The sequence below is a fragment of the Kordiimonas lipolytica genome (genome assembly GCF_001550065.1).
Map to the genome: position 1 here is coordinate 84556 of NZ_LRUB01000029.1, position 24362 is coordinate 108917.

At 56.2% G+C, this 24362-nt stretch carries 20 protein-coding genes; 7 read left to right on the forward strand and 13 right to left on the reverse strand.

The annotated features are described in order from the left end of the window. Nucleotides 1–90 precede the first annotated feature (90 nt). Entirely contained in the window at nt 91–1308 is a 1218-nt protein-coding gene (locus KORM41_RS14785) for a glycosyltransferase (protein WP_068149753.1), read from the reverse strand. 220 nt (nt 1309–1528) lie between these two features. Between KORM41_RS14785 and galE the strand changes: the two genes are divergently transcribed. The 5 genes from galE to KORM41_RS14810 all read left to right on the forward strand — a co-directional run bounded on the left by galE (nt 1529) and on the right by KORM41_RS14810 (nt 7017). Beyond that, on the forward strand, nt 1529–2527 hold the full coding sequence (gene galE, locus KORM41_RS14790; RefSeq protein WP_068149756.1) for a UDP-glucose 4-epimerase GalE: 999 nt from the start codon (nt 1529–1531) through the stop codon (nt 2525–2527). 75 nt (nt 2528–2602) lie between these two features. Continuing rightward, the gene (locus KORM41_RS14795) at nt 2603–3424 is read left to right on the forward strand and encodes a sulfotransferase (protein WP_068149759.1); all 822 of its coding nucleotides are present in this window, start codon (nt 2603–2605) and stop codon (nt 3422–3424) included. 19 nt (nt 3425–3443) lie between these two features. Beyond that, nucleotides 3444–4586, forward strand: coding sequence for a glycosyltransferase (locus tag KORM41_RS14800; RefSeq protein WP_068149762.1), 1143 nt, complete (start codon nt 3444–3446; stop codon nt 4584–4586). Further along, entirely contained in the window at nt 4583–6430 is a 1848-nt protein-coding gene (locus KORM41_RS14805) for a hypothetical protein (protein ID WP_068149765.1), read from the forward strand. Before KORM41_RS14800 ends, KORM41_RS14805 begins: the two co-directional genes overlap by 4 nt. Then, nucleotides 6427–7017, forward strand: coding sequence for a hypothetical protein (locus KORM41_RS14810; RefSeq protein ID WP_068149768.1), 591 nt, complete (start codon nt 6427–6429; stop codon nt 7015–7017). The genes KORM41_RS14805 and KORM41_RS14810 overlap by 4 nt, the downstream gene beginning before the upstream one ends. A 3-nt stretch (nt 7018–7020) precedes the next feature. On the opposite strand, the gene KORM41_RS14815 is transcribed toward KORM41_RS14810, so the two are convergent. Genes KORM41_RS14815 through KORM41_RS14845 form a run of 7 tightly spaced genes read right to left on the reverse strand, consistent with a single transcriptional unit; the run spans nt 7021 to nt 14576 of the window. Beyond that, nucleotides 7021–8175 carry a hypothetical protein gene (locus KORM41_RS14815; RefSeq protein ID WP_068149770.1) on the reverse strand — a complete coding sequence of 385 codons (1155 nt, stop codon included), beginning with the start codon at nt 8173–8175 and terminating at the stop codon, nt 7021–7023. A 2-nt stretch (nt 8176–8177) separates the two neighbouring features. Then, the gene (locus KORM41_RS14820) at nt 8178–9191 is read right to left on the reverse strand and encodes a glycosyltransferase family 2 protein (protein ID WP_068149774.1); all 1014 of its coding nucleotides are present in this window, start codon (nt 9189–9191) and stop codon (nt 8178–8180) included. 18 nt (nt 9192–9209) lie between these two features. Beyond that, on the reverse strand, nt 9210–10856 hold the full coding sequence (locus KORM41_RS14825) for a polysaccharide biosynthesis/export family protein (protein ID WP_231727286.1): 1647 nt from the start codon (nt 10854–10856) through the stop codon (nt 9210–9212). A gap of 7 nt (nt 10857–10863) precedes the next feature. Further along, nucleotides 10864–12060 (reverse strand): hypothetical protein, encoded by a 1197-nt coding sequence (locus KORM41_RS14830; RefSeq protein WP_068149776.1) that lies wholly within the window; start codon nt 12058–12060, stop codon nt 10864–10866. Between the two features lie 23 nt (nt 12061–12083). Then, a complete protein-coding gene (locus KORM41_RS14835; RefSeq protein ID WP_068149779.1) occupies nt 12084–12734 on the reverse strand; it encodes an ABC transporter ATP-binding protein in 651 nt (216 codons plus the stop codon). After that, nucleotides 12731–13513: an ABC transporter permease gene (locus KORM41_RS14840; protein ID WP_068149782.1), complete on the reverse strand. Its 783-nt coding sequence runs from the start codon at nt 13511–13513 to the stop codon at nt 12731–12733. The genes KORM41_RS14835 and KORM41_RS14840 overlap by 4 nt, the downstream gene beginning before the upstream one ends. Before the next feature lie 43 nt (nt 13514–13556). Next, nucleotides 13557–14576 carry a KpsF/GutQ family sugar-phosphate isomerase gene (locus KORM41_RS14845; RefSeq protein ID WP_068149784.1) on the reverse strand — a complete coding sequence of 340 codons (1020 nt, stop codon included), beginning with the start codon at nt 14574–14576 and terminating at the stop codon, nt 13557–13559. Nucleotides 14577–15177: 601 nt separating this feature from the next. On the opposite strand from KORM41_RS14845, the gene KORM41_RS14850 reads away from it, so the two are divergent. Then, nucleotides 15178–16473, forward strand: coding sequence for a capsule biosynthesis protein (locus KORM41_RS14850; RefSeq protein ID WP_068149790.1), 1296 nt, complete (start codon nt 15178–15180; stop codon nt 16471–16473). A gap of 67 nt (nt 16474–16540) precedes the next feature. Further along, on the forward strand, nt 16541–18109 hold the full coding sequence (locus KORM41_RS14855; RefSeq protein ID WP_068149793.1) for an LTA synthase family protein: 1569 nt from the start codon (nt 16541–16543) through the stop codon (nt 18107–18109). Here the strand turns inward: KORM41_RS14855 and KORM41_RS14860 are convergent. From KORM41_RS14860 to KORM41_RS14880, 5 genes are all read right to left on the reverse strand, one after another. Beyond that, nucleotides 18081–18980: an alpha/beta hydrolase gene (locus tag KORM41_RS14860; RefSeq protein ID WP_068149796.1), complete on the reverse strand. Its 900-nt coding sequence runs from the start codon at nt 18978–18980 to the stop codon at nt 18081–18083. The genes KORM41_RS14855 and KORM41_RS14860 overlap by 29 nt on opposite strands. A gap of 58 nt (nt 18981–19038) precedes the next feature. Next, nucleotides 19039–19503, reverse strand: coding sequence for a DUF805 domain-containing protein (locus KORM41_RS14865; protein ID WP_068149799.1), 465 nt, complete (start codon nt 19501–19503; stop codon nt 19039–19041). A gap of 193 nt (nt 19504–19696) precedes the next feature. Further along, nucleotides 19697–21619, reverse strand: a complete 1923-nt coding sequence (cysN, locus tag KORM41_RS14870) for a sulfate adenylyltransferase subunit CysN (protein WP_068149802.1) — start codon at nt 21617–21619, stop codon at nt 19697–19699. Then, complete coding sequence (gene cysD, locus KORM41_RS14875; RefSeq protein ID WP_068149807.1) at nt 21619–22524, reverse strand: sulfate adenylyltransferase subunit CysD; 906 nt, start codon at nt 22522–22524, stop codon at nt 21619–21621. The genes cysN and cysD overlap by 1 nt, the downstream gene beginning before the upstream one ends. A 194-nt stretch (nt 22525–22718) precedes the next feature. Further along, nucleotides 22719–24299 (reverse strand): sulfotransferase family 2 domain-containing protein, encoded by a 1581-nt coding sequence (locus KORM41_RS14880; protein ID WP_068149810.1) that lies wholly within the window; start codon nt 24297–24299, stop codon nt 22719–22721. Between the last annotated feature and the right edge of the window lie 63 nt (nt 24300–24362).

Here is a 24362-nt window from a genome sequence, read left to right on the forward strand (position 1 = left end):
CGTACCTTTAACACAGCCGACAGAACACCATCATGGCGCCTACAATTCAACCGTGCTTTTTGTGTCTCCGCAATAAAAGCAAAGATGGGGCTAAATCTGTGACCCGTTTGCAACACTTTCTATCAGCTGCCAATACTGCGGCAAAAGATCTTTTACCGAATATTTGGCAACAATGTGGTCGCGGGCCGCTTTTTTGAGCTCCGCATAGTCCTGGCGGTTGTCCAGAATCCGGTTCAGCTGCTCTGCAATTACCTCTGGCTCCTTGAAGGGCACCAGCACGCCATTTTGCCCGTCGGTGATCAGTTCGCGGACCGGATCCGTGTCTGACCCCACAATCAAGGCCCCTGCCCCCATGGCCTCCAACATAGACCAGGAAAGAACGAAGGGCACTGTAAGGTATACGTGGGCTGACGTGATCTGCATCAATGAACGAAACACCTTGAGCGGCTGCAGCCCAAGGAAATGAAGCCGGTCCATGTCCGGCTGGAATTCTTCAAGCGCCCATTCTTTATAGGACTTGCCGTCTGCGCGTTCTGATCCATAAGCGACCCTGTCGTTGCCCAGCACAACAGCATGGACATTCGGGCGCATCTTCTGCAACCGCGAGACAGTCTCTATGAACTGTGGGAAACCGCGATAGGGCTCCATACCACGCGCGACATAGGTGATAACCTCATCCTCCGCCGTGAACGTATGTTTTCCGACCGAAACCTTGGCGCTTGGGTTCGGCTGGAAGAAATCAGTATCCACGCCGTCGTGCAAGACACTGATCCTGTCTTTAAAGATGTCAGGAAACTTGCTGTGCTGGAAACGGGTTGGGCACTGGCCCCAGTCCATCGCCGCCAGGTCCTGCAGGATCGGCGTATTCTTCATGCGGATGCGAAGCTGGCCATTAGCATCATAAGGCTCACCACGCAGGAAATCGCCATCAGAGAAGCGGCTGTGGTAATACCACTCATAATAAGTCAGCAATTTCGAATCCGGGAACAGGTCCTTGAGGAACATGTTCGAGCCCCAGCCCGAATGCGACAGGATGATATCAGGGCGATATCCTTTTTTCTGAAGTGGCATCAATGCTTTGTAAGCAGCCTGCCCCATCAGCACAGCCTTCTCCGTGGAATGAATCGCCGGATGGATCTTGTTCGACGGTTCCCGGTGCGGCTTGAAGTTCACTCTCTTTGGCCGGAACTGCTGCTGATTACTCGCCAGTGTCGCTGCGACCATCTGCAGGCCAGGCTTGTCTTTAATATGGTCGACAATGCGCCGGTACTGCCCGGGAAAGTTATTGTGCATGAAAAGGATACGCATATGTATGACAAGTCCCCAAAAATACGATTTCACTGCTGTTAGCCAAAAAAAGAGGCAGATGCAAGAAAGCGTTCCCCGAACAAAAGAGCTTAGGCAGCAAGACACCCTATCGCTTGACACAAGCTGAGAAGACTTTAACAGAAAACGGTAAGAGCCGAGCACCGCACAGGCAGGGTCGGCACCATCAACAATGCCGGAGCATAGGCAATCGGGGGCAACCATGGCGAAAACAATCCTGGTACCAGGCGGCGCGGGTTTTATCGGCAGCCACACCCTGTTGGCTTTAAAAGCCGCAGGATACCAGCCGCTGGTGCTGGACAACCTGTCTAACGGGCACCGGGATGCGGTGCTGGAGGCCAGCTTCATCCAGGGCGACATCCGCGATGAGGCCCTTCTGGACCAACTGTTCCAGGACTATCCCATAGATGCCGTCGTGCATTTCGCCGCCTTTATCGAGGCTGGCGAAAGCGTGCGTGACCCGATGAAATTCTACGACAACAATGTCGCCGGCAGCTTGAACCTTATCAGGGCGATGGTCCGGCACGGTGTCCGCAAGATGGTATTTTCGTCCACTGCAGCGGTTTATGGCGATTCGACCGATGCGGCACTTACGGAAGACCTGCCCAAGGTCCCCATCAATCCCTATGGCCAGACCAAATGGGCTGTGGAATGCATGCTAAGGGACACGGCGGCGGCGGAAGGCCTTCAGGCCATCGCGCTCAGGTATTTCAACGCGGCAGGCGCTGACGCGGAAGGCCGCCTGGGCGAACGCCACGACCCAGAGACACACTTGATCCCACTGGTACTGCAGGCGGCAAGCGGCCAGCGCGATGCCATCAGCATCTTCGGGACCGACTACGGTACGCGTGACGGCACTTGCATTCGTGATTATATCCACGTCGCCGACCTTGCGACCGCCCATGTGAAAGCGCTGCAGCATCTTTTTGACATGGACGATTCGGACACGCCTTCCGAAGCCGGCTTTTACGATGCCTTCAACCTGGGGAACGGACAGGGATTTTCCGTCCGTGAAGTGGTTGAAGCCGCGAAACAGGTGACGGGTGTCGATTTTGCTGTAAAAGAAGAGGAAAGGCGCCCCGGTGACCCGGCTGTACTGGTTGCCGATGCAAGCAAGGCGCGCGATAGATTGGACTGGAAACCGGAAACGCCAGCCCTCATAGATATGGTGGCGCATGCCTGGCGCTTCATGAACAGGTAAAGCGAGATACAGCCACCTGGTGGCTAGCAGTAAAACTGCACTAGCAGTAAAACGCAGAAGAACAGAGACAGACTTATGAGCTTTCGGTGTAAAAAGATTTTTGTCGGTGGCTACACGAAAAGTGGCACTACATTTGTCGGCCGCGCTTTCGACATCATCAATGGTGTCTACGCCAAAGGTGAAGAGGACTATTTCCGGCTGATGTTTCACGGCGTGCATGACCTGGCACGCAGGTTCAACGCCAACATCGAAGTTGTGAACAAGGAAGTATATGACGGCTTCGGCAGTATTCCGCCGATAGACCGGAACTCGCTTCGGATTCTCCAGCAGAATATCTTCTATCACATCTTTTTTGGCAGCAAGCCGATGCCGGAAGACTGTGTGGTCACGGTGGAAAAATCACCTCACAATATCTTCCGCCTTAGGGAAATCAACTATACCTTCCCGGACGCAATCAATGTCTGTGTTTATCGTCCCGCGATTCCTGTCTTCTCATCGCTGATCCGCCATATGCGGGACCACCGCGACATCGGTTACGATGACCCAAAGAACCAGAACCGTATCAGTATACTGGAGAACTTCTGCAAACGCTGGCAGGAGTATGTGGAAATCATCGAACAAAATCGCGCGAAGCTGAAGATGGTGCAATATCAGTCGGTAGCAGACGACACCGCAGGTTTCCTGGACTTCGCCCAGTCGGACATTATTGGCCAAAAGCTTGGCCTTTCCGCGCCGGTCGAAACCCTGACCAAGGAACATTATCTATCCACCCTGCCGCCCGAAGCGCGGGAAAAAAGCCTGGTTCAAACCAGTGCCAACAAGGTCAAGCTGACGGACGCCGAGAAGAAAATGATTACTGATCATTGTCGCGATCCTGACATCACCTTTGATTTCTAGAAGGAAGCCATAGGCAGTCATGCATGCGCTTGTCACAGCCCCGATCCCCAGTCACCCGCAAAACCACGGCAACCGCGCCCGGGTTTACAGTGTGTGCCGGGAAATCCAGGCGCGGGGCTATCAGCTGCATTATGTCTATACCGGCCTGGAAGGCCTGAGCGAGGAACAGGAACAAGCCATGCGCGAGGCATGGGAGCATGTCTACATCCTGCCGCGTGAGAAGGTGATCAAGAAACGGTCCAGGCGCCGCCACCATCTGATTGATGACTGGCATTCGCCTGATGTGACCAAACTGACCAGCCGTATTCTCGACATCTGGGATATCAGGCTGTGCCTTGCCAACTATGTCTGGCAAAGCGCATGGCTTGAGGCTGTACCAAAGGATATCCCGCGTTATATCGATACCCACGACGTGTTCGGCAACAGGCACAAGACACTGAAGCGGGACGGCATTGAACCATCCTGGTTTTACACCACCCCTAAAGAGGAAGCGAAAGCCCTTGCCCGCGCAAGCCGCGTCATCGCCATCCAGGACGAAGAAGCCAAAACCTTCCGCGGCCTTACCGACACGCCTGTAAGCACCCTTGGCTTCTTTGATCCGCCACAGTTCCTGAAGGGGAGGAAGATGCCCGGCCAAGCCAAGCTGAAGGTGGGCTATATCGCCAGCGATAACCCGATCAATGTGAATGCCTTGAAGGGCCTCAGCATTGCCCTGAAGGAACGCCCGGCCCTTCATGACCAGTGCGAGTTGTTCCTGGCCGGGCCGATCTGTAACACAGCACCCGCGGATGAGCCCTTTTATGAGCGCCTGGGCTTTGTCCCCAGTGTGGAAGGCTTTTATTCAGACATGGATATCGTGCTGAACCCCAATGTGGGCGGCACAGGGCTTAAGATCAAATCGGTTGAGGCGCTCAGGTTTGGGCGCCCTCTTTTGGCAACCCGCGATGCGATGATCGGCATACCTACCGAACACCCGCTTCATGCCTGCGCCACCATCGGCGCATTGTGCGACGGCCTTGCCACACTGGCGGCAGACCGGAAAGAGTTGGATGTGCTGCAGCAGTCGGGCCAGGAAATATATGGTGCCTACCTCAAGGCACAATATGAAACACTGGATCTCCTCTTTCCGCGCCTGACGAAGGCGGAGGACAGCGCGGCATGACAAAAGAAAACGCCACCCTGATCATTGGCTCCTTGCCCCCGTTCCGGAGTGCGGCAGCAGCCCTTGGCCTGAGCACGGCGGAGACGCTGGCCGTCAGCCAGGATGTGACTTTCGTGATTGATGACATGGCGCCTGAACCACCTGAGGGGCTGCCGTTTGTCGTCATCCGCCTCAGGGACTTGCAGGCAAACTGGGGCACCTACCAAGGGCACCAAAGGCTTTATATTCCCGGGTCGGAAGGCGACAGCCTGTTCCCGCTGGAATTGCTGCACATGGCGCCGGGCGTGGTGATGCCTGCTACGCTGTCATTGTTTCCGCTGGCCGAATCGACCTGCCGCGCGGGCGGCACCTGGCCCGATGCCTATTGGCGATGGCTGAAGGACAGGACTGGCCAACATGCGAGCACGCTTTATACCGCGCGGGTGCATCACCGGCGGGAATCAAAGACACAGGCCGCCATCACCCCGGCGCTCGACCTACTGCTGTCACCCGCAACCGGGCTGATAGCTGCCAGCCCCGCCATGGCCCGCATGCTGACGGCATCCGGAATGACCCCAAACCTGGTACTGGACCAACCGCCCGTGATCGCTGAACCGCACACCAGCGACCACAAGCCACCGGCAGTTCTATATGTCGCGCAGGAAGGTGTCGCGGCGCAGGCCTGCCGCAAGAGCCTGTCCGTCTTCGATGCATTTAAGGACGTGTCGCACCTGAGCATCCACCCGGCAGCACGACATCTTTCAGCTGCCATTGCAGAGGCTGACATCGTTGCCTTCCTGGATGGCCATGACCAAGCCTGCAGCCCAGGCCTTGCATCTGCCATTCAGGCCCAAAAGCGGATCCTTACGGCGGGCCAACCCTGGACCCGACACTTGTCGGAGGGCAGTCACATCGCCCTGCCCCACGGCAAGGCCCATGCCACGCTGGCCACCAGTGTCGCAGCCGTCCTTTCTGACAAAATACTGGCAGCGCACCTGGCAAAGCATCAAACAACCAAAGGCGCGGACTCTGCCCATGCGCTGTCAACCTTGTTGCAGGCAACGGATATTGCGCAGGCAGACTTGTCCCAGCCCGCAGAGGAACCCGCAAGTGCGCCAACCGAAGCCGGCCCCAAGGTAGCAGCGAACATAAAGACCGCCGCACTGATCGGCGCGGTGCCACCGCCAGCGGTCCTCAGGGAGCTGTTACCAAGCCTTGACATTGAGCGGTCCCCGCATTTCTGCACCCCCGCCCTGGCAGCCCGGCTTGCGACACTGACCGGCGAAAAAGCTGCAAGCCTGCTGGCCAAAATCGGGTATGAGGCGCCCCTTATCCTTGATTCCGGGCACACACCCGGCAATCACCGGCAGCCAGTGACTTTCGAGAGCGTCAGGAAAGGCCTGAAAGCTCAGAAAGCCATCAGCTTCGGATGCAGCGTTGAAGGCGCGGCAGATGGCGACAGACTTCTTGAGGGCGCGGGCATCGCACCGAAACTAACCCTGCGAATCGATTTTGTTGAGACAGACAGAAACGCACCCACTGAGGGCTTCCTTCCAGACTGCGGGCTCTTTTGGCGCCACGACACGGTCCGGCATGCTTTGCAGTGCGTGCTGGTTGTCGGCCACAGGCGTGGCTCGTTCCTCCTGAAGGCCGGGGCGCCAGACGCCCGCTATATGATTGCAGGCACGGGCGTCAGCTGCGCCATCAGCGGCGGTACGGCTGCGACGCTTTCATCCGATTCTCTCGGGCTTCTGGAATTTCGCCTGATGGCCCTTGATAATACGGTCGGCACACCGCTTGGGTCCATTGACCTTCGAAAACAGCTTGCGCAAGCGGGCCTGATACTGGAATGGTCAGCACTATGACAAAGAAATCCACATCCAACACCCAATCCGACCTGCCGCTGAAGGGGCCGGAAAGCCGTTTTCCGAAAGCCGCTGTCGACTATATCGACGCGCTTTTGGACGTGGAGCGGATGCGGTTTGAAAAAGAACTGGCTGCACAGGGCTCCACAGGAGAGCAACCTTCCTGGCCCGCGCGGTCGCGCCAGTTGCAGCTTCTTGCTGAAGGCGATGAATTCGTGGGCTCTGGCTGGGGTAAGCTTGACCACACCAAAAAAGGCATCGGTCGTCGCTGGATGGCCCGCATCGGCACGCTCTTGCTGCCCGTAGACGCATCGGCTGGCGGAACACTCAAGCTCACAGGCACGGGATATTTGCGGCGACGCTTTGTGGACGAACTGACAGTTTGGCTGGACCATCTACCGGTTGAAGGCGTGGCTGTCAGGAAAGGCCTGAACGGCTGGACATTCGAAGGACGAGTGCCCGCACTGGCGGGGCGCCCGTTTCATATCCTGCGTTTGCAGTCAGGCGGCATTCGCCCTTTCGACAAAGGCCCGGACACGCATGCGAGCGTCGCTCTCAGTGACGTGAATTTCGTAGCGGCGGAATAAGGCCTATATCGCCTTCTTGCCATTTCCTTTGATCAGCGCGTCTGTATAAGTCACCAGCGATCCGGCTGCGTTCACATGCAGACCAAGGCGGTCAATAAGCTCGTGGCGGAATTTGACAGCATCAGACCAAAGTCTAGGCAGTGCTTGATAGGGCTCGCGGTAGTCAGGCACAGCAAAGGCGCTTGGGGTCTTTTCTTCCAGAAAGATCGTCAGCGCCTTAAGAACCTCAACCGGCCGCTCCACCAGTTCTTCAAGCGTTACAGACCGGAAATCTTCCACCTGATTCTGCAAGAAATCCTCTAGCGCAGCTTCCTGTGTCAGCGCGTTCTGAAGCCATGCGTTGCTTTCGGCAAATCCCAGGGTTGGCGGACTGAAGTTGCTACGCTGGGCTGGTGTCATGTCCCATACGGACCGAAATCGGGAATCGTCCAACGCACCAGCGAAACCGGCCTGGGCCATCTTGTCCCGTCGCGTGAAATAGATAACCCTGGCATCATGGCGCCGTATCCAGTCCAGGAGCGTTTTCCATCCCACCCTGCTGTTCTCAAACAAAGCCTGCATCACATCGGTGTGCAGGATCATGTCGAACACGCCGTCCTTGCGATAAAGCTTGTCGAGCAAATCCATATATCTGGCAGCCTGGAAATCTTTCTGAAGCATCAGCCAGCTCCCCAGCGTCCGGTCAAAATATTCCCTCGGGTTGCCGAAACCGTTCTGTCGGATAATTTCGGCCAGATATTCAGTATCGGAATATGGCGCACCCAGAATCACAATAGGCCGCTTCTTTTCAGCTGCATCAATTTCCAGCTTTTGCAGCAGTTTCGGGCGTTCGAACAGGCTTTTGGGCGCCAACTCGTAGGTCAGCGAAATGACCCGTTTGCGCGGAAAGGTTTTCTGCAACCGGCGGACCAGTGCCAGTTCCCCTTCGCGGCACAGAACAAAGATCCGCTTAACCGTCTTGTCGATTGCATTATCAACCGTTTTCGGAGTTGCTGTTGCGCACAGGAAGCCATCGATCTGCTTCTCGAACTCGCGCAACAGATCGCTATCCATCACGATCAGGGAGTTTTCCCGCAGCCCACGGAAAAAAGCTGGCCACGACCAATTTTTCGCCTGGCGCACGAAACGCTCGATCCGCACTTTCGACTGCGACTTCATGGCTATCCTCTCGCTGTCTGTGGCAGGCTGGCATCCAGCTCCACCACCTGGGTCAGGTCATCGTCGTTGCAGCCCTTCAACATCTCTGCGGGCACATCGAAAGGCCTTTTGATCGCAGGAAAGGAAACCGAGAGCTTGGTACGGTCGCCACCACAGGCGCTGTGCCAACTGGTGAAGGCATCATAATAGGCCGCGCGATTGCCGCCCACGGCCCGCTGGTGGCTGTTGCCCTTGCGCTGCCAGTCGAACCCGGAGCCTACATCGGTGGTCAGCGACCCATCGCGCAAAAGCCCAGTATATAGGCACTGGCGAAGGTGGCGCACCCCTTTCCAGCCGAAGATTTCCTTCAACCGGCGAATATATTCCGTGTCTGCGGCAATCCGCACGGTATCGAAGAAACCAGCCTGTTCCAGAACCGGCGCGCGGCGGATCATCAGGCTGATGGCAGCCATGCGTTCTTCCGCGCCGTCAATCAGTTGCAGGGCGCCGTCTTCATCCACCCGCCGCCAGCGGCATGTGCAGGCCATCAGTCCGGAATCGTCCAGAAGCGACCCCATCTGCACCACCAGCCGGTCAGGGTCGGAATAGTCGTCGCTGTCATGGAAGGCGACGAATTCCCCGGTGGCTTTGGTCAGGCACCAGTTTTTGGACCAATAGGTGCCGTGATTGGCCGGTGAAGAAAATACCCGAAGGCGTCCATCCTCTGCGGCCATGCGCGCTAGGATGGCCGCTGTGTCGTCACTGCTGGCATCATCGATCACCATCAGCTCGAGGTTCCTGTGGCTTTGCGCCAGCACGGACCGGACAGCACGCTCGATCAGATGGCCTGTATTAAAGGCCGTCATGATCACCGTGATCTTGCGGTCGGCAGCGGCTTGCCCAAGCTTCCGGAACCGATCAGTTTCTTTCGCGTAAAGCCGCTTCCCCAAGGCCCTCAAGGGGCCATGGGCACTATCCAGCAGATACCCGACCGGGTCCCTGCCTAGCTTGCGCATTCTGCGAATGAAAAGAGTCATCGGTGTCTCCTGCCAGCTCTAAAGCCGCAGTACCACGCCAGCAGACAGTGCAAGCTGATAGAAGATACTGATGATATCGGATGCGATCTGGATATGCTTGGTTGCCACACGTGGCAGCACGAAAATCTCATCACCTGGGCGCATCTGCACCCGCCTGCTGTCCAGATCGCCGCTCTTCACCTTTTGGAAGCTGCCGTCACGATGCAACAACAGCACGTTGGTGTTGCGGCGCGACTGGGTAAAGCCGCCAGCCTGCTCGATATATTCCTCAACCGTGCGACCGTCCTGGAAGGCCATCGCACTTGGGAAAAGTACATCGCCATGCACCATCACAAGCTTGCTGGTGCGTGGAATACGGATCACATCACCAGGCTCCAAGAGGATATCGTTCACGGACGAAGCGCCCGCAAGCGCTACCTGGCCGTTCGGCTCCACATTGCGAGCGCGCTCAACCCATTTCAGGATCAGCTCTGCCTCGCTTTTTCTGAGTTCCGCTTCCTTGGCGGTGTTCGACCGGGCGGTCAGCACGCTACTTTCCAGCGCCCGGAGCTGGGCATCCAGCATTTCTTTCTGCCTGAGCTTCACGCTCTTGCGCATCAGCTGGATGGCATCACGCTGGGCGTTCTGGCCGAAGTCGATCTGGGCAATCAGGTCCCCCAGCTTGGCGCCATACGGCAGGATAAACTCACGCGCGGAATCTGTTTCGCCTTCAACGCGCACCGAAATGGTGCCGTTTGTTTTGTCTGACATCACATGCAGCACGTCACCTGGAAATACCGGCACTTCAGCAGCTTCAGAAAGTGGGATATATTCAACTTCGGACTTGGCCTGGCTGTTGCGGCTGATGCGCACATGGGTTGCCTGTGGCTGCGGCCGGGCGAGCCCCAGCAGTTTCCCGGCTTCGACGGTATTGGTTGCAAACTCGAACAGGTTCCTGTTCTGCACGTCACCCAGAACACCAGCCTGAGCCTTAACCGGAGCAACCACAATGGTGTCCCCGTCCGACAACTGGAACACAGGCATGACGCCAGTCAGGATAAAGTCATACAGATTGACAGTGCGATAGACCTGGCCGCCACGCAGCACCTTGATTTCAAGGAACGAGCCACGGCGCTGGTCAACACCACCGGCCTGATCCAGGAAAAAGAGTACGCTGTCGGATGCATGACCGGCATAAAGGCCAGGCTGGTCAACAAAACCGGTGACGAAAATCTTGACTGGCTCTGCGCCGTCAAGGCTTGCGTAAACGCCCACATTCTTCTTGAATACGCGCTTAACCGCCTCGGTCACCACCTCATTGAGATCTTCATTCCTGACGCCCTGCACTTCAACGGGACCAACTTCCGGCAAGAAGACATTGCCTTGCGCATCAACGATCAGGTCACCCGTGAACTCGAACCCACCCCACATCTTGAGGCTGATCTTGTCGCCTACCGCGATCTCATAGGATGGGTTGAACCCAACGAATGACTGGTTGGCAAACTGACCACCAAAAATCCAGTTTCCGAACGCTTCCTGCCGATCGATAACCTCATTGGCGCTTTCATTCACAGGCTGTGCATTTTGTGCAAGCGGCGGAGCGGCCTGTGCGAAAACCCCACTTGAGACGCCCATGAGCGCAAGGGCCGCGAGCCCAGCTTTCAGCGCTTCGACTGGCTTGTTCATCAAAGCATTAAACATCGCGGTGCTCCCGAATGGTTGCGAGTGTCATGGTGACAATCCCGTAGGCCAGGCTCAACAAGACGAAGAGCGTGATCAGATTATATAGTTTTCGTGGCGCAAGCGCCTCATCAGGCAGCTTCGGCGCCTGCAACACCACCAGATGCTTCAGCTTGTGATAGCTGTCCACCCGCGCCTGTTCCAAGCCCTGAAGAGCAACCTGATAAAGCTTGGTGGCGAATTCGAATTCCAGCTTCATCTGCTCAAAGCGGGCATTCACATCATTGATTGCGTCTGTGTCCTGGTTGGCAATCTTCTTGCGTTCTTCATCCAGCTGCGCCTGCACGCTGTCAATCCGGCTCTGGACCGACACCAACTGGGGAGCGCTGCTATTCAGGTAGCTTGAAAGCACTTTCTTCTCGGTCTCCAGCTCCACCAGGCGGCGTTCCAGCTCGTTCACAACAGACTGCAGGGCCGCGCCAGAGGCGGCTGGGTCCAGAAGCTGGTTCTCATTCTGGAACGTCAGCATCCTGTCCCGGGCCTCATTCACCCGGTCGCGGGCATTTTCCAGTTCACTGCTCACGAACTTGATTTCTTCCGTGGCTATCTTCTGGCTGACGCTGTTGATGAAGCGTTCTGATTCAGTGAGGATCGCACCCACCATTCGTTGGGAATATTCCGGCGAGAATGCCTCGCCTGAAACAGTCAAAATCCCGGACTCCGGGTCGATGGAAACATGGACCTTGCCGCGGTAATAGCTCAGGAACTCCTCTTCCGTCGGTTCGCTGCCGAGCCGGGCGATCATGTCCCACTGGCTATCGATGAAATGGTCTTTCAGGGCAATTTCACTGTTGAGGTACCGCATCATATCCGATGAATGGATATAGGACTTGAGCAGCAAAGCATCGCGCGCCTCGCTGCCGCCGCCTGCCAGAAGCGACAGTTGCGTCAGCGCGCCGGCACCATTTTTGGTGGATTTCACATAGAGCTGGGCTTCGGTGATATAGCGGTCAGACGCAAACAGGCCATAATATACCGCTGCCAGAAACGTGATCACCAGCACCCACCGGTAGCTGCCGAAATTGACCGTCGCCGAGCGGACATCCGTGTACGCAACCGACAGCTTGCCTTGCTGCTGTGTGACCAGGTCTTTACGCTGGTCCAGGCGCCTGGATACTGCGCCCCTTAGTTTTTCCAAAATCTGTTTCATGCTTCCCCGAGCAACCGCTAACCCTATAGGCTTTGGTATCTAAAAATGGCGCGGTCCACACTTTCGTAAAATTCCGCCCGACCATATGCAAGCAAAATTGCGGCATTACAATGCTTTCTGATCGTGCTCATATTGTGTGAAACCAGAATGATATTTGCGTTTTCGCGTTTTTCTGAAATGGCCTTTTCGCACTTTTTCCGGAACCCTTCATCCCCCACCGACATGATCTCGTCGATCAGATAGGTATCGAAGTCGAAGCCCATGGAAACTGCGAAGGAGTATTTGGACCGCATCCCGCTTGAATAGCTGTTGACCGGCAACTCATACATGTCGCCAAGTTCACTGAATTCCTTGACGAAGTCCTCGATTTCACCGGTGCCGCGCACACCATGTATCCGGCAGATAAAGCGCACATTCTCGCGCCCAGTCATATTGCCCTGAAATCCGCTGGAGAGCGCCAGCGGCCAGGAAATAAACCGATCAGACCGGATGCGCCCGGATGACGGAAAATCGATCCCGCCGATTAGCCGCAGCAGTGTGGATTTGCCCGCCCCGTTCACGCCCAGCATGGCCACGTCGCGGTCATCCGGAATATCGATATTCAGGTTCTTCAGCGCGTATTTCGGGCCAAAACGCGTAGGATAATATTTTGATACATTCTCAAGCCGGATCATTGCGCCAGTATCCTCTGCCAGGACAGCCGGTAGCTTGAGATAGCCAGGGCCATGGCGCCAATCGCCCAAAGGAACAGGTAGAAACCGTCTGCGACTGGGCTCTCATAAACCGGGAACCAGGCTTCGCGGATCAGCTCCATCGCATGCACGAGCGGATTCCAGGCCAATATGCTGCGATAGGGTTCCGGGATGATGGTCATCGGAAAGAACACCGCTGATGTGAACAGCAGCGGCATCTGGATCATGTTGATGACTTTCTCGATCTCGCGCGCGAACTGGGACACCACACAAGCCAGGATGCCAACTGAAGCCGCAAAGAGCCACAAGATGGCACACCAGCCCAGGAGCAACAGCGGGTCACGTGGCGTTGCATCAAAGCCAAACCAGTAGAGTCCCAGGCCCATCAGCACGCCCACAACAAGGAACAGGCAACCTTCAAGGAAGCTATGGGCCAGAAAGATATCAAACAGCCTGACCTGCCGGAAGCCCATCAGCCCGCGAGCGCCGGCAAGCGCCGACATATTCCGCCGCATGGTCAGTTGCCATAGAATCTTGAACGGCAGAAAGCCCGCAAAAACGAAAATGGGTGGCGCAACATAGCCGAATTCGCCCCGGCCACGCAGGCCAAAAAGGATGATGAACATGACCATCATCAAGAGGGGCTCGAGCACCAGCCAGATGTTACCAAACGTGTAGGAGCTGAACCTGGCGTTCATCTCCCTCACGAGAATGGCAAAGATAACATCCTTCTGGATGGAAAATGCGGAACGGGCCCTCATGCGCCGGCTCTATCTCCTGTCGAGCGCCTGTGGCATCTGCCGCCTAGGCGTCCTCGTGTTTGTAGATCCCCGCGTAACGCCCTTCGCTGTCCACCGCAACCAGGAATTTTACCTCGTCACCGCGCATCATGCTTTCCGCCTCATCAACAATGACATCCTTGCGGATAACGGAAAATTCCTTGCTCATGCACTGGTGGGCCGAAACCTCACGGACACGGCGCGTCACCCGCAGGGCCACACCAAGCTGCCCTTTGGTGACAACACCGATCGGCTTCTTGTCTTCATCAACCACCACAGCAACACCTGCTGCACCGCCAGCCATTTCGGCTGCCAGTTCAAGGAGCACCATGTTGGGCGTTACCACCGGAACGCTGGAGGTCAGCATCACGTCGGACACTTTCATCAGCAGCCGACGGCCAAGCGAACCGCCAGGATGATAGCGCGCGAAATCGCGGGCATGGAAATTACGGAGCGTCATCAGCGAAATGGCAAGCGCATCGCCCATCGCAACGGTCACGACGATCGAGGTGGTCGGCACCAGATTGTTGGGGCAAACCTCTTCCGCGATCGGGATTTCCAGGACCACATCGGACGCGCGTCCAAGGGTCGAGGACTTCGCGCCTGTGATGGCGATGATCTTGTTACCGAAAGACTTCAGGGACGGCAAAAGCTGTACAATCTCCTGCGTCTCGCCGGAATAGGAAATAAGCAACAGCGTATCGCCCGGTGTCACCATACCAAGGTCACCGTGCGATGCCTCTGCCGGATGCAGGAAGAAAGACGGTGTGCCGGTGGATGCCAGCGTTGCCGAAATCTTGCGTGCCACGTGGCCCGATTTGCCCATACCTATGACAATCAGGTGCCCGCGGGTCTGAAGCGCAATTCGAATAGCTTCAGCATAGGCATCATGGTCATAGGTTTGGGAAAGTCGTTCCAGCGCCTGCCCCTGCTTGAGGAAGCTGCTGCCAATATTCTCTAAAGTCTCACTTAGGTCGGCCTTCACACTGTTGGGAAGGTCAAGGATATTTTCGCGAGCTGCCTGCTCGTCCGCCGTGCTTTTCATATAGTATCCCCAAAGCTACGTCGTTGTTATTATGTGAACCACCTGTACCAAGCCCCTGAACTAAAGACCGAATTATGGCATTTTTGGTGCAAACAAGTTCGCAGTCATAAAATCGCGGCAAGCTAGCACAAGCGCCAGCGCTTCTCAATAAACCCGTAACATTTGAAGCATGCCCCCGTTTCAGTGCATGCCGCACTTCTGTCCGCTAAAAATCCAAAGGCCTGCGAGCCCAAGTTTTCAGCATCATACATGAATTTACGTCAACAACCGGATTATCCTTCGTCAAAGTATCTTCATGATTAGTCTGCCTTTTTCCGTTCGTCAAATTTGTAAACAAATTATTAGCTCATTTTCTGGGCCATCAGAACGCAAAAACACTGGCATCGGATAAAGGCTTGAAGATGAACCCTTGGTTAATAGACGCCGCCAAACGAGAATACCCGCACCTCAAAAGCGAATTATTTCACCTAAAAAGCATTTGAATGCGCGGGGGGCATTTGCTACTTCAAAATTCTGTTTCCCTTCGAAAGGATTGGAAGGGAATGCCGGATTAGCCGAAAAACAAGCGCAGTGGCTGAACGCACAAGCAGGCGAAATCACCATGGAAAATGGCTCATCGGCCTTTGATACAAAGCATTCAGTCGCGGCAACAGAGAGGCCGCTTTCCGGCCGAAATATCCTTTTTCTTCAAGGCCTTGCCACGCCGTTCTTCGCCACACTCGCTGCGAAACTGGCGCAAGAGGGTGCGACTGTTCACCGGGTGCATTTCTGTGGCGGTGACTGGACATTCAGGGGCAAGCCCACCCCCCGCGTCACGCACCACGCATATCGTGACACGGTTGATCGCCTGGCCGATTATTACGACCGACTGGTCAAGGAAAATGAGATCGATACGATCATCCTTTTTGGTGATTGCAGGCCCATTCACGAGACGGCACGCAAGATTGCATCAGATAATGGCGTCAAACTTTTTGCCATGGATGAGGGATATATTCGCCCCGGCTTTGTGACCATGGAAATTGACGGCACCAACGGTTATTCCCGCATGCTTCGCGTAAAGGAGGCCATCGGGGCGCTGTGCCAGGCCGCACCCGACCTTGCCCCCTACACCCCGATCAAGACCAACATGGGCCGCCGGGCGCGGATGGACCTGCTGGCCCACGGCGCCAACATCATGTACCGATGGAAATTCCCCCATTATCGCGGCCATCGCCCGGCATCCATCTGGCAGGAAGCCGGGGGCTGGATTAAGCGTGGCTTCAGAACGCTTATGCATGGCGGCAAAAACAAAGCCACCATTGCCCGCATTGAAAGGGCGGAGGCACCCTATTTCCTGGTACCCCTGCAGCTGAACAGCGATTACCAGATCCGCATCCATTCTGATTTCAGCGGCATGCCCGCCTTCATTGATGAAGTGATGCAGTCTTTCGCCAAACACGCGCCAGCGGGCACTGAGCTCTTTTTCAAGAACCATCCGCTGGATAACGGCATGATCGATTATCGCGGCATCATCGAAGGAAAAGCCGCTGAGCTTGGCATCACGGACCGGGTGTCTTTCGCATCAGGCGGTGACCTGGACCATATCATCAAGCGCGCTGAAGGCGTGGTGCTGGTGAACAGCACGGTGGGCTTTGCCACGCTTCGGCTGGGTCGCCCCCTGAAGGCGCTTGGCACGGCGGTCTATGACATCCCCGGGCTGACAGACCAACAACCGCTCGATGCCTTCTGGCAAAATCCCGAAGCGCCGCAACAAAGGCTTGCAGAGGAATTCCTCACCGTTGTAGAGACATATACGCAAGTCAGGGGGGATCTGTTCTCGGAGGCTGGCATTGAACGCGCAAGCCAGGAGGCCGCCCGCGTCATCAGTGGCGCCCTGCCCCGCCTGCCCGCAGCCTGAAACCAGAGCGGTCGCCGAAGCGGCCTGTCAGGCCAACTCGAACAACGGATGACCGGCGCCCTTGGCTATGTTCCTGATACCTGCAATTATTTTGCTGCTGCCCTTCCTTCTGGAAGCGATGGTCACCATCGGATTCACGCGGCCTGAGGCGAAGCGCCATGGGCTTTTCTACATACTGACACCCATAGTTTCCGCGCTGGTTTACATCAGCTGGGCTGTACTTCTGGGCCATCCCTATATCGCCCTTGGCGGCTGGTTTCTTGTTTATGGCGGCTTCACCATTGTATCCAATGTGAAAAACAAGGTGCTTGGGGAACCCCTTAATGCACCAGACCTTGAGACCGCCCGCCACCTGTTCATCTATCCGGAATTCTATGTTGCCTATGTCGGCGCCGGGCGATTGATGGTCGTGGTTGTCACTTTCCTGACGGCCCTGGTCGCAGGCCTTGTGCTTGAGACTTCCTTCGCCAGCCAGCAACAGATTTTACCAGTGCCTGCCGCCTGGGCGCTTGGTCTTATTGTGTGGGTGCTGTTCCTTTGGTTCCTGGCCCATGCCGCCGCAGCGATCTTCACGCAGGACCGCGCGCGCAAGATGGGCATGATGTTCGACACCAACACAGACACGGCCCGTTTCGGCCTCTTTCCCCTGATGCCGCTTTATGCGGTGCTGTTGATGGACAAGGCAGAAAACCCGGCACTGAAGGTCAGGCGTCCGGCCCTTGAGCCGCCAACCGTGAAACCGGACCTGATCGCCATCCAGGCGGAAAGCTATTTCGATATCGACCGGCTTTACCGAAACCTTGATGGGCACCACAACCACATTTGGGAACCGCTCGCAGCCCTGCGCGACAAGGGTGCGGCCGCTGGCACGCTCGAAGTCCCAGCCTGGGGCGCATCCACGATGCAGAGCGAGTTCGCCTTCCTTTCAGGGACGCGTAACGAAGACCTGGGCATTGATTGCATCAACCCTTATCAGCGCGCAGCACACACCGGCGTTGAAACACTGGCCACGCGCCTCAAAGCGGCGGGCTACCGCACCATCTGCATCCATCCGGCCAAAAAGGAATTCTTCCGCCGCAATACGGTGATCCCAAAGCTGGGGTTTGATGACTTCATCGGGCTTGAGGCATTCGAGGACGCCGAGCGTTTCGGCCTTTATGTCTCAGACAAGGCGCTTGGGGACGTGATCGAACAGACGATTGCCGACCATAAAGCCGCAAGCGACCAGCCCCTGTTCCTGTTCGTGATCTCCATTGAAAGCCACGGCCCCTGGCAGCCAGGGCGGCTTGCAAGCTGGATTGATGAAGAAAAGGCACAGGCGGAAGACCCAACGAAGGACCGATCCTTCGCGCTATACCGTCAGCATATGGACCATCTGCTGGAGCTGTTTGACCGGCTGGGGCCACAGGCCAAAGAGACGCTCGACCGCCCGCGGGCAATCAGCTTCTATGGCGATCACCTGCCTGCTTTCCACGAACTGTTCAGCCAGCACGGCATTGAAGGCAAAGCCGTGGATTATTTGCTGTGGTCAAGCGAAGGCCCGCTTGAAAGCGCAGACGGCAAGCGGGTGGAAAACCTGGGCGACGATATGCTCAAGGCCGCGGGCTTTAAGGACGGCCCTTCATCAGGCGAATGATCGACGCCCGCGCACGGTGGGCTTCCGGCATATTCACAAGTGGCCAGCAGTGGAACATGCCCGGCTCCTGATGATAACTCATCATTTGCCCAGCCTCCGCCAGCCGGTCAGCGAAGCGCTTGCAGTCTGGCATCAGGATATCACGCGTTCCAATGAAGATATGGCAGGGCGGCAGGCCATCCACCGGGCCATGAATGGGGCTGACCCGCGGGTCATCGATCGGCAGGCCGTTCGCATACATGCGCCCCGCTTCCTGCAGGCCACCAATGGAAAGCCACGGGTCTGCGGGGTCAATGAGCTCTATTTCCGGCCGGTCCAGCGCCACATCAAGCCAGGGCGATATCATAAACAGGTTTTCCGGCAGGCGCGCGCCAATTGCCATCAGCTTCTGCGTCAGCGCAAGGCCAAGCCCGCCACCGGCGCTGTCACCCATCAAATGGATGGACTTGTCGCCCACACGGGCTTCGAACGCCTTCCAGGCGGCTTCCGTATGGTCAAGGGCGGCAAGCACATCATGCTCGGGCGCGAGCGGATAGATGGGCACCATGACGGTGGCATTCGCCTTATGGGCAAAGTCTGCGATGAAAGACCAGTGCGGCGGGATGATTTCGAACACATATGCGCCGCCGTGCAGGTAGAAAACATGATGATCGGGCGTTTTGCCTTTTGGGCTGACCACATAGGTGGGGAAGCCGCCGATATCCATTTCCTCGATATCCAACCGCTTGTGGATTTTCTCACCGGGGCGATAGTCAACGCTGGCGCGCCGCTTCTTGATGGTCTCGCGGATCGTGGGGCCGTCCTTCAGCCCGCCTTTCCGGTCCAGAAGCTTCAGGATCAGTACAAACAAATGTGACTTCAAACTCGCCATACATCCTCCCCAATGGCTGTGCCCGGTACACTATGGCGCGAAAAGGGTGAAAGCAAGGTTAAGGGTCCGCCCTATCTGGCGAAGTTGCCAAAGGGGACCGACCATGACGGTTTTCAGCCTTCATCCCGCGAAGAAAGGCCGATGGCAGGACAAATGCCAAAACAATTCCCCAAAGCCAAAAGGTTGTATCTATATGCTCACCCACGAGAGGAAAGATCTTCAGCACCCACGGCAAAGAAAAAGCTAAGACCCACCAACCGGACAGATCAAAGTCGTGCAAACGCCGCACCTGAAGCGCCAGCATCAACGCAATGGCCGCCTTCTGAAAAATTGGTTCCCAATAGGTCACCGCCGGCACTGGATAGACTTTACCCATCGCGGCCTGCCACGCCAGCTCGTCTCGCCAGCCAATCAGGCGGTCACACACCAACAGAAAACCGCAAAAAATGAGATACTCCGCACGACCAGCCCGTCCATTGAAGTCCAGAACATGCTTGAGTGAATAAAAAATAGACGCCCACATTACTTTGCTCCCCCAACAAAAAAGGCCGGGAACATCCCAGCCTTTTTCGGTGTTGATTTCAAGCTTTGATCGTCATGCTGAACTTGGTTGGCGTACCGCCAGCTTCGCAAACAGCATCCATTAAATTGCTCCACCACCCATTCAGATGGCCCCATGGACCCTGAATCAAGTTCAGGGTGACATTTACCAACAATTACCGTTGGCCGCCCCCATTGGCGTTCAGATAGCCGTTTTCCTCAAGATAGGCGATGATCACATCGGCGCAGTCTTCGGCGCTCATCTTTTCCGTGTTCACATGGATGTCGGCACGTTCAGGCGCTTCATAGGGGCTGTCATAGCCCGTGAAGTTCTTGATCTCGCCCGCTTTGGCCTTTTTATACAGGCCCTTGGGGTCACGCTCTGCGCACACCTCAATCGGCGTGTCCACATAGACTTCGATAAACTCGCCCTCGTCCATCAGGTCATGCACCATGCGGCGCTCTGCCCGGAACGGGGAGATAAAGCTGGTCATCACCACAAGGCCCGCGTCCACCATCAGTTTGGCAACCTCGCCCACGCGGCGGATGTTTTCCACCCGGTCGGCGTCGGTGAAGCCCAGGTCCTGGTTAAGGCCATGGCGCACGTTGTCGCCGTCCAGCGTGTAGGTGTGGCGGCCGCGTGCGAACAGGCGTTTTTCAACGATGTTGGCGATGGTGGATTTGCCGGAACCGGAAAGCCCAGTGAACCACAGCACCGCCGGGCGCTGGTGTTTCATGTCCGCGCGGGCAATCTTGTCCACGTCCAATGCCTGCCAGTGGATGTTCGACGCACGGCGAAGCGCGAAGTCGATCATGCCCACACCAACGGTCGAGTTGGTGATGCGGTCGATGATGATGAAGGCGCCGGTGTCGCGGTTGATGCCATAAGGGTCAAACGCGATACGGCTGTCGAGCGCGATGTTACAGATACCGATCTCGTTCAGCTCAAGCTTCTTCGCGGCAGTGTGCTCAAGCGTGTTCACATTCACCTTGTGCTTCAGGTCTGTCACCAGGCCGGGAATGGTTTTGTTCGCAGTCTTGAACAGGTATGGGCGGCCCGGCAGCATCTGTTCTTCGGCCATCCAGATGATTTTGGCTTCGAACTGGTCGGCCACCTCACACGGATGATCCTTGCCCGCGATCACGTCCCCGCGGGAGATATCAATCTCGTCATTCAGCGTCAGCGTAATGGCTTCGCCCGCAACCGCCTCATCCAGTTCACCATCATAGGTGACGATGGATTTCACCGTGCTTTCAACCGCACTTGGCAGCACCTTGATCGGGTCGCCCGGGCGGATGGTGCCGCTTGCGATAGTGCCGGAAAAGCCGCGGAAGTCCAGGTTCGGGCGGTTAACCCACTGAACCGGCAGGCGGAAGTCCGCCGCCTGGCGCGCATCACCCACTGGAACAGTTTCCAGGTAATTCATCAGGGTTGGGCCGTCATACCAAGGCGTGTTTTCTGATTTCGTCAGGATATTGTCGCCCTTCAGCGCGGAAAGCGGGATGGATACGATCTCTGCGAAACCGAAGTCCTTCGCGAACTCGCGGTACTCGACTTCAATATCGTTCAGCACCTTCTGGCTATAGTCCACAAGGTCCATCTTGTTGACGGCCAGCACAATGCGCTTGATACCCAGAAGCGAGCAGATGAAGCTATGGCGGCGGGTCTGGGTGAGCACACCGCGGCGCGCATCGATCAGCAGGATGGCGACGTCGGCTGTAGAGGCGCCCGTGGCCATATTGCGGGTATATTGCTCGTGCCCCGGCGTGTCGGCCACGATGAACTTGCGCTTGTCGGTTGAGAAGAAGCGGTAAGCCACATCGATGGTGATGCCCTGCTCGCGCTCGGCCGCGAGGCCATCCACCAGAAGCGCAAAGTCAATCTCCTGGCCTTGGGTGCCCATCTTCTTGCTGTCGGCCTCAAGGGCGCTCAGCTGGTCTTCAAAGATCAGCTTGCTGTCATAAAGCAGGCGACCGATGAGGGTGGATTTACCGTCATCCACGCTGCCGCACGTGATAAAGCGCAGCATGGATTTTTCTTCCTGGGCCTTCAGGTAGGCCGAGATATCTTCAGCAATGAGGTCAGACTGGTGCGACATTAGAAATACCCCTCTTGCTTTTTCTTCTCCATGGATGCCGCGGCGTCATGGTCGATCACCCGGCCCTGGCGCTCGGAACTGGTGGTCAGCAGCATTTCCTGGATCACTTCTTCAAGCGTGTCAGCCTCAGATTCCACAGCACCGGTCAGCGGGTAGCAGCCCAGCGTACGGAAACGCACGGACTTCATCATCGGCTCTTCGCCTTCCTTTAGCGGGAAGCGGTCGTCATCCACCATGAACAGCTGGCCGTCGCGTTCCACAACAGGGCGCTTCTTCGACAGATACAGGCCGGGGATTGGAATATTTTCCAGGTGGATATATTGCCAGATATCCAGCTCGGTCCAGTTCGAAAGCGGGAACACGCGGATGCTTTCACCCTTGTTCTTGCGGGCGTTATAAAGGTTCCACAGTTCCGGGCGCTGGTTCTTCGGGTCCCAGCGGTGCTGGGCGGAGCGGAAGGAAAATACGCGTTCTTTCGCACGGGACTTTTCCTCGTCCCGGCGCGCGCCACCGAAGGCTGCGTCAAAACCGTATTTATCCAGCGCCGCCTTGAGCGCCTGGGTTTTCATCACATCGGTATGAACCTGGCTACCGTGGGTGAATGGGCCGATGCCCTCATTGACACCTTCCTCATTGATATGAACAATCAGGTCGAGGCCCAGCTCCTTGGTCAGATTATCCCGAAATTCGATCATCTCGCGGAACTTCCAGGTAGTATCCACATGCATGACTGGGAACGGCGGTTTGGAAGGATAGAATGCCTTCATCGCCAGGTGCAGCATCACCGCGCTGTCCTTGCCGACAGAATAAAGCATCACCGGGTTTTCAGCTTCCGCCGCAACCTCGCGCATGATGTGGATGCTTTCGGCTTCCAGTCGTTTCAAATGGGTAAGTGTTTTTGTCATCAAAAATCCGCCAACAGCTTGCTTTGAGCCCTTAAACCTCAAGGCTTTTAAAGATGGTGCGGGTGTAGCGCAAGCACAAGCAGTAAAGAAAATGATTTTTTCTTTTTTCCAACCCTAGGGGGGCTATTTTGGAATATTTTTCCAATTACCCACCATCGCCATCAGCCACACTTACCCGACAGCTAAACCCAACCTTAGAGCTTCATCAAGGATGCTCGCCTGCCCGAAACACTGAGATCAGGTTGCTCTTCAATGTCCCTTTCCGCCAGAAAGTCCTCCAGAACCTTTTGCAGGACGCCCGCATTCCTGAGCTCCCCCGCCGGATTGTGGCCAGCGCCTGTTAACACCATGATCCGCGTGTCGTCCACCAGGGTTTTCGCATACAGCGCATGTCGCATATCAAGGTCATCCTGATTGCCCACAATGATATGGACAGGATGCCTGATCTGGTCCGCAACCTCTGTTACCGAAAGGTGGCTGTCGCTTTCAATCTGTGAAATCAGCCGGTGCCAGCGGCGATCGGTCAGAAGGTTTCGGGTGTCTGCATCGATAAACACCTGCGGCCCGAACAAAAGGGTCGCCTTGGGTTTGATGAAGGCGCTGAACATGAGGGCCGCAAAGCCCCCGGCTGAACTGCCAAGCGTGTAAAGCTCCGTGTCTGCCAGGTGGCCGATCAGGGATTTGATCCGGTTGCCTTTTTCCTCGAAGGTCGCGCCAAATTCCTTGATATCGGCATGATACCAGGACCGGTGAACATCCCGGAAAAACACCAGATTGCAGTCAAGGCTGGACAAGGCCTTGCGAAACTCGAACACCGGCATGCCCAACTGGAGCCCCAAACCACCGAAGGCCACGATGGTCTTTTTGGCGCCATTGTCGTGAATTTCGAAAGGCGGTGCATTTTCAATCTCTTCTTTCGAGGCCTCGGGCGCGCGCTGGCCTTCAGGCTTCATGCCCGCGTGAACATCCGGCACCATGGTGATATCGAAAGGGTCGTAACCGAACTTGTCATAATCGATCCGATAGATGCGGGCGATCTGCTCGAGAATATCCTTATGAAGGAAGTTTTCCTTGTTCAGATATTCCGGATGGGCCGCCAGCTCAAAAGACGGCATGTCGGCTGCATCAATGGTTACGGCGGTATCATCATATTTGGTGCGATTGATCGCCGGCTTTCTGTAGTTGATACCGAAGTGTTCATTCAGCCAGTCAAACGCATAGTCCGCATCTTCAAGGTAAAGCAGCTTCTTGTACTTGAAGCCGCTACGGCCATAAGCAATCGGCACCTGCGTGTTCCAGTGGCCGTCAAGCTGCGGTTCACCCTGCGTCACATTGTTTACGCGCGCTTCAATCTGGTCCAGGAACTGGCGAAAGGAAATCCCCGCGAACCCTTCACCGCCGGGCTCGGCAAAGCCCCAGTTGATAAGGCTGCGGCGAATTGCTGCTTCATGCTTTTCCCAGGCGTCAATCGGCTTGCGCTGGTAGACAACAAATTTGTTTAGAAAGGCGCTCAGGACCCGTGTAGCGGGATGGCGCACAAGCGCAATAGCCGAATAGCCATTCTTGTTGACCAGCTTCCGGGCGTCGCGAAAATGGCTGAAATAGCCCTCGCCACGCAACCAGGCGCGGGCGTCGGAATAATCCTTGCGCACCTCTTCCTGGCGAACGCCCAGATACCCATAGACAAACCATTGAACAAGGCTGGTACATCCGGATTTCGGAGACCAGAAAAGAAGGTTTTTCCCTTCCTGGTCTACATAGGCTTGCCTGGTCATTTTATCCCCCAACAAAATACATTTTAATCGCTGATCCGATTAACGCAGTTTAGCTGCCCGCTC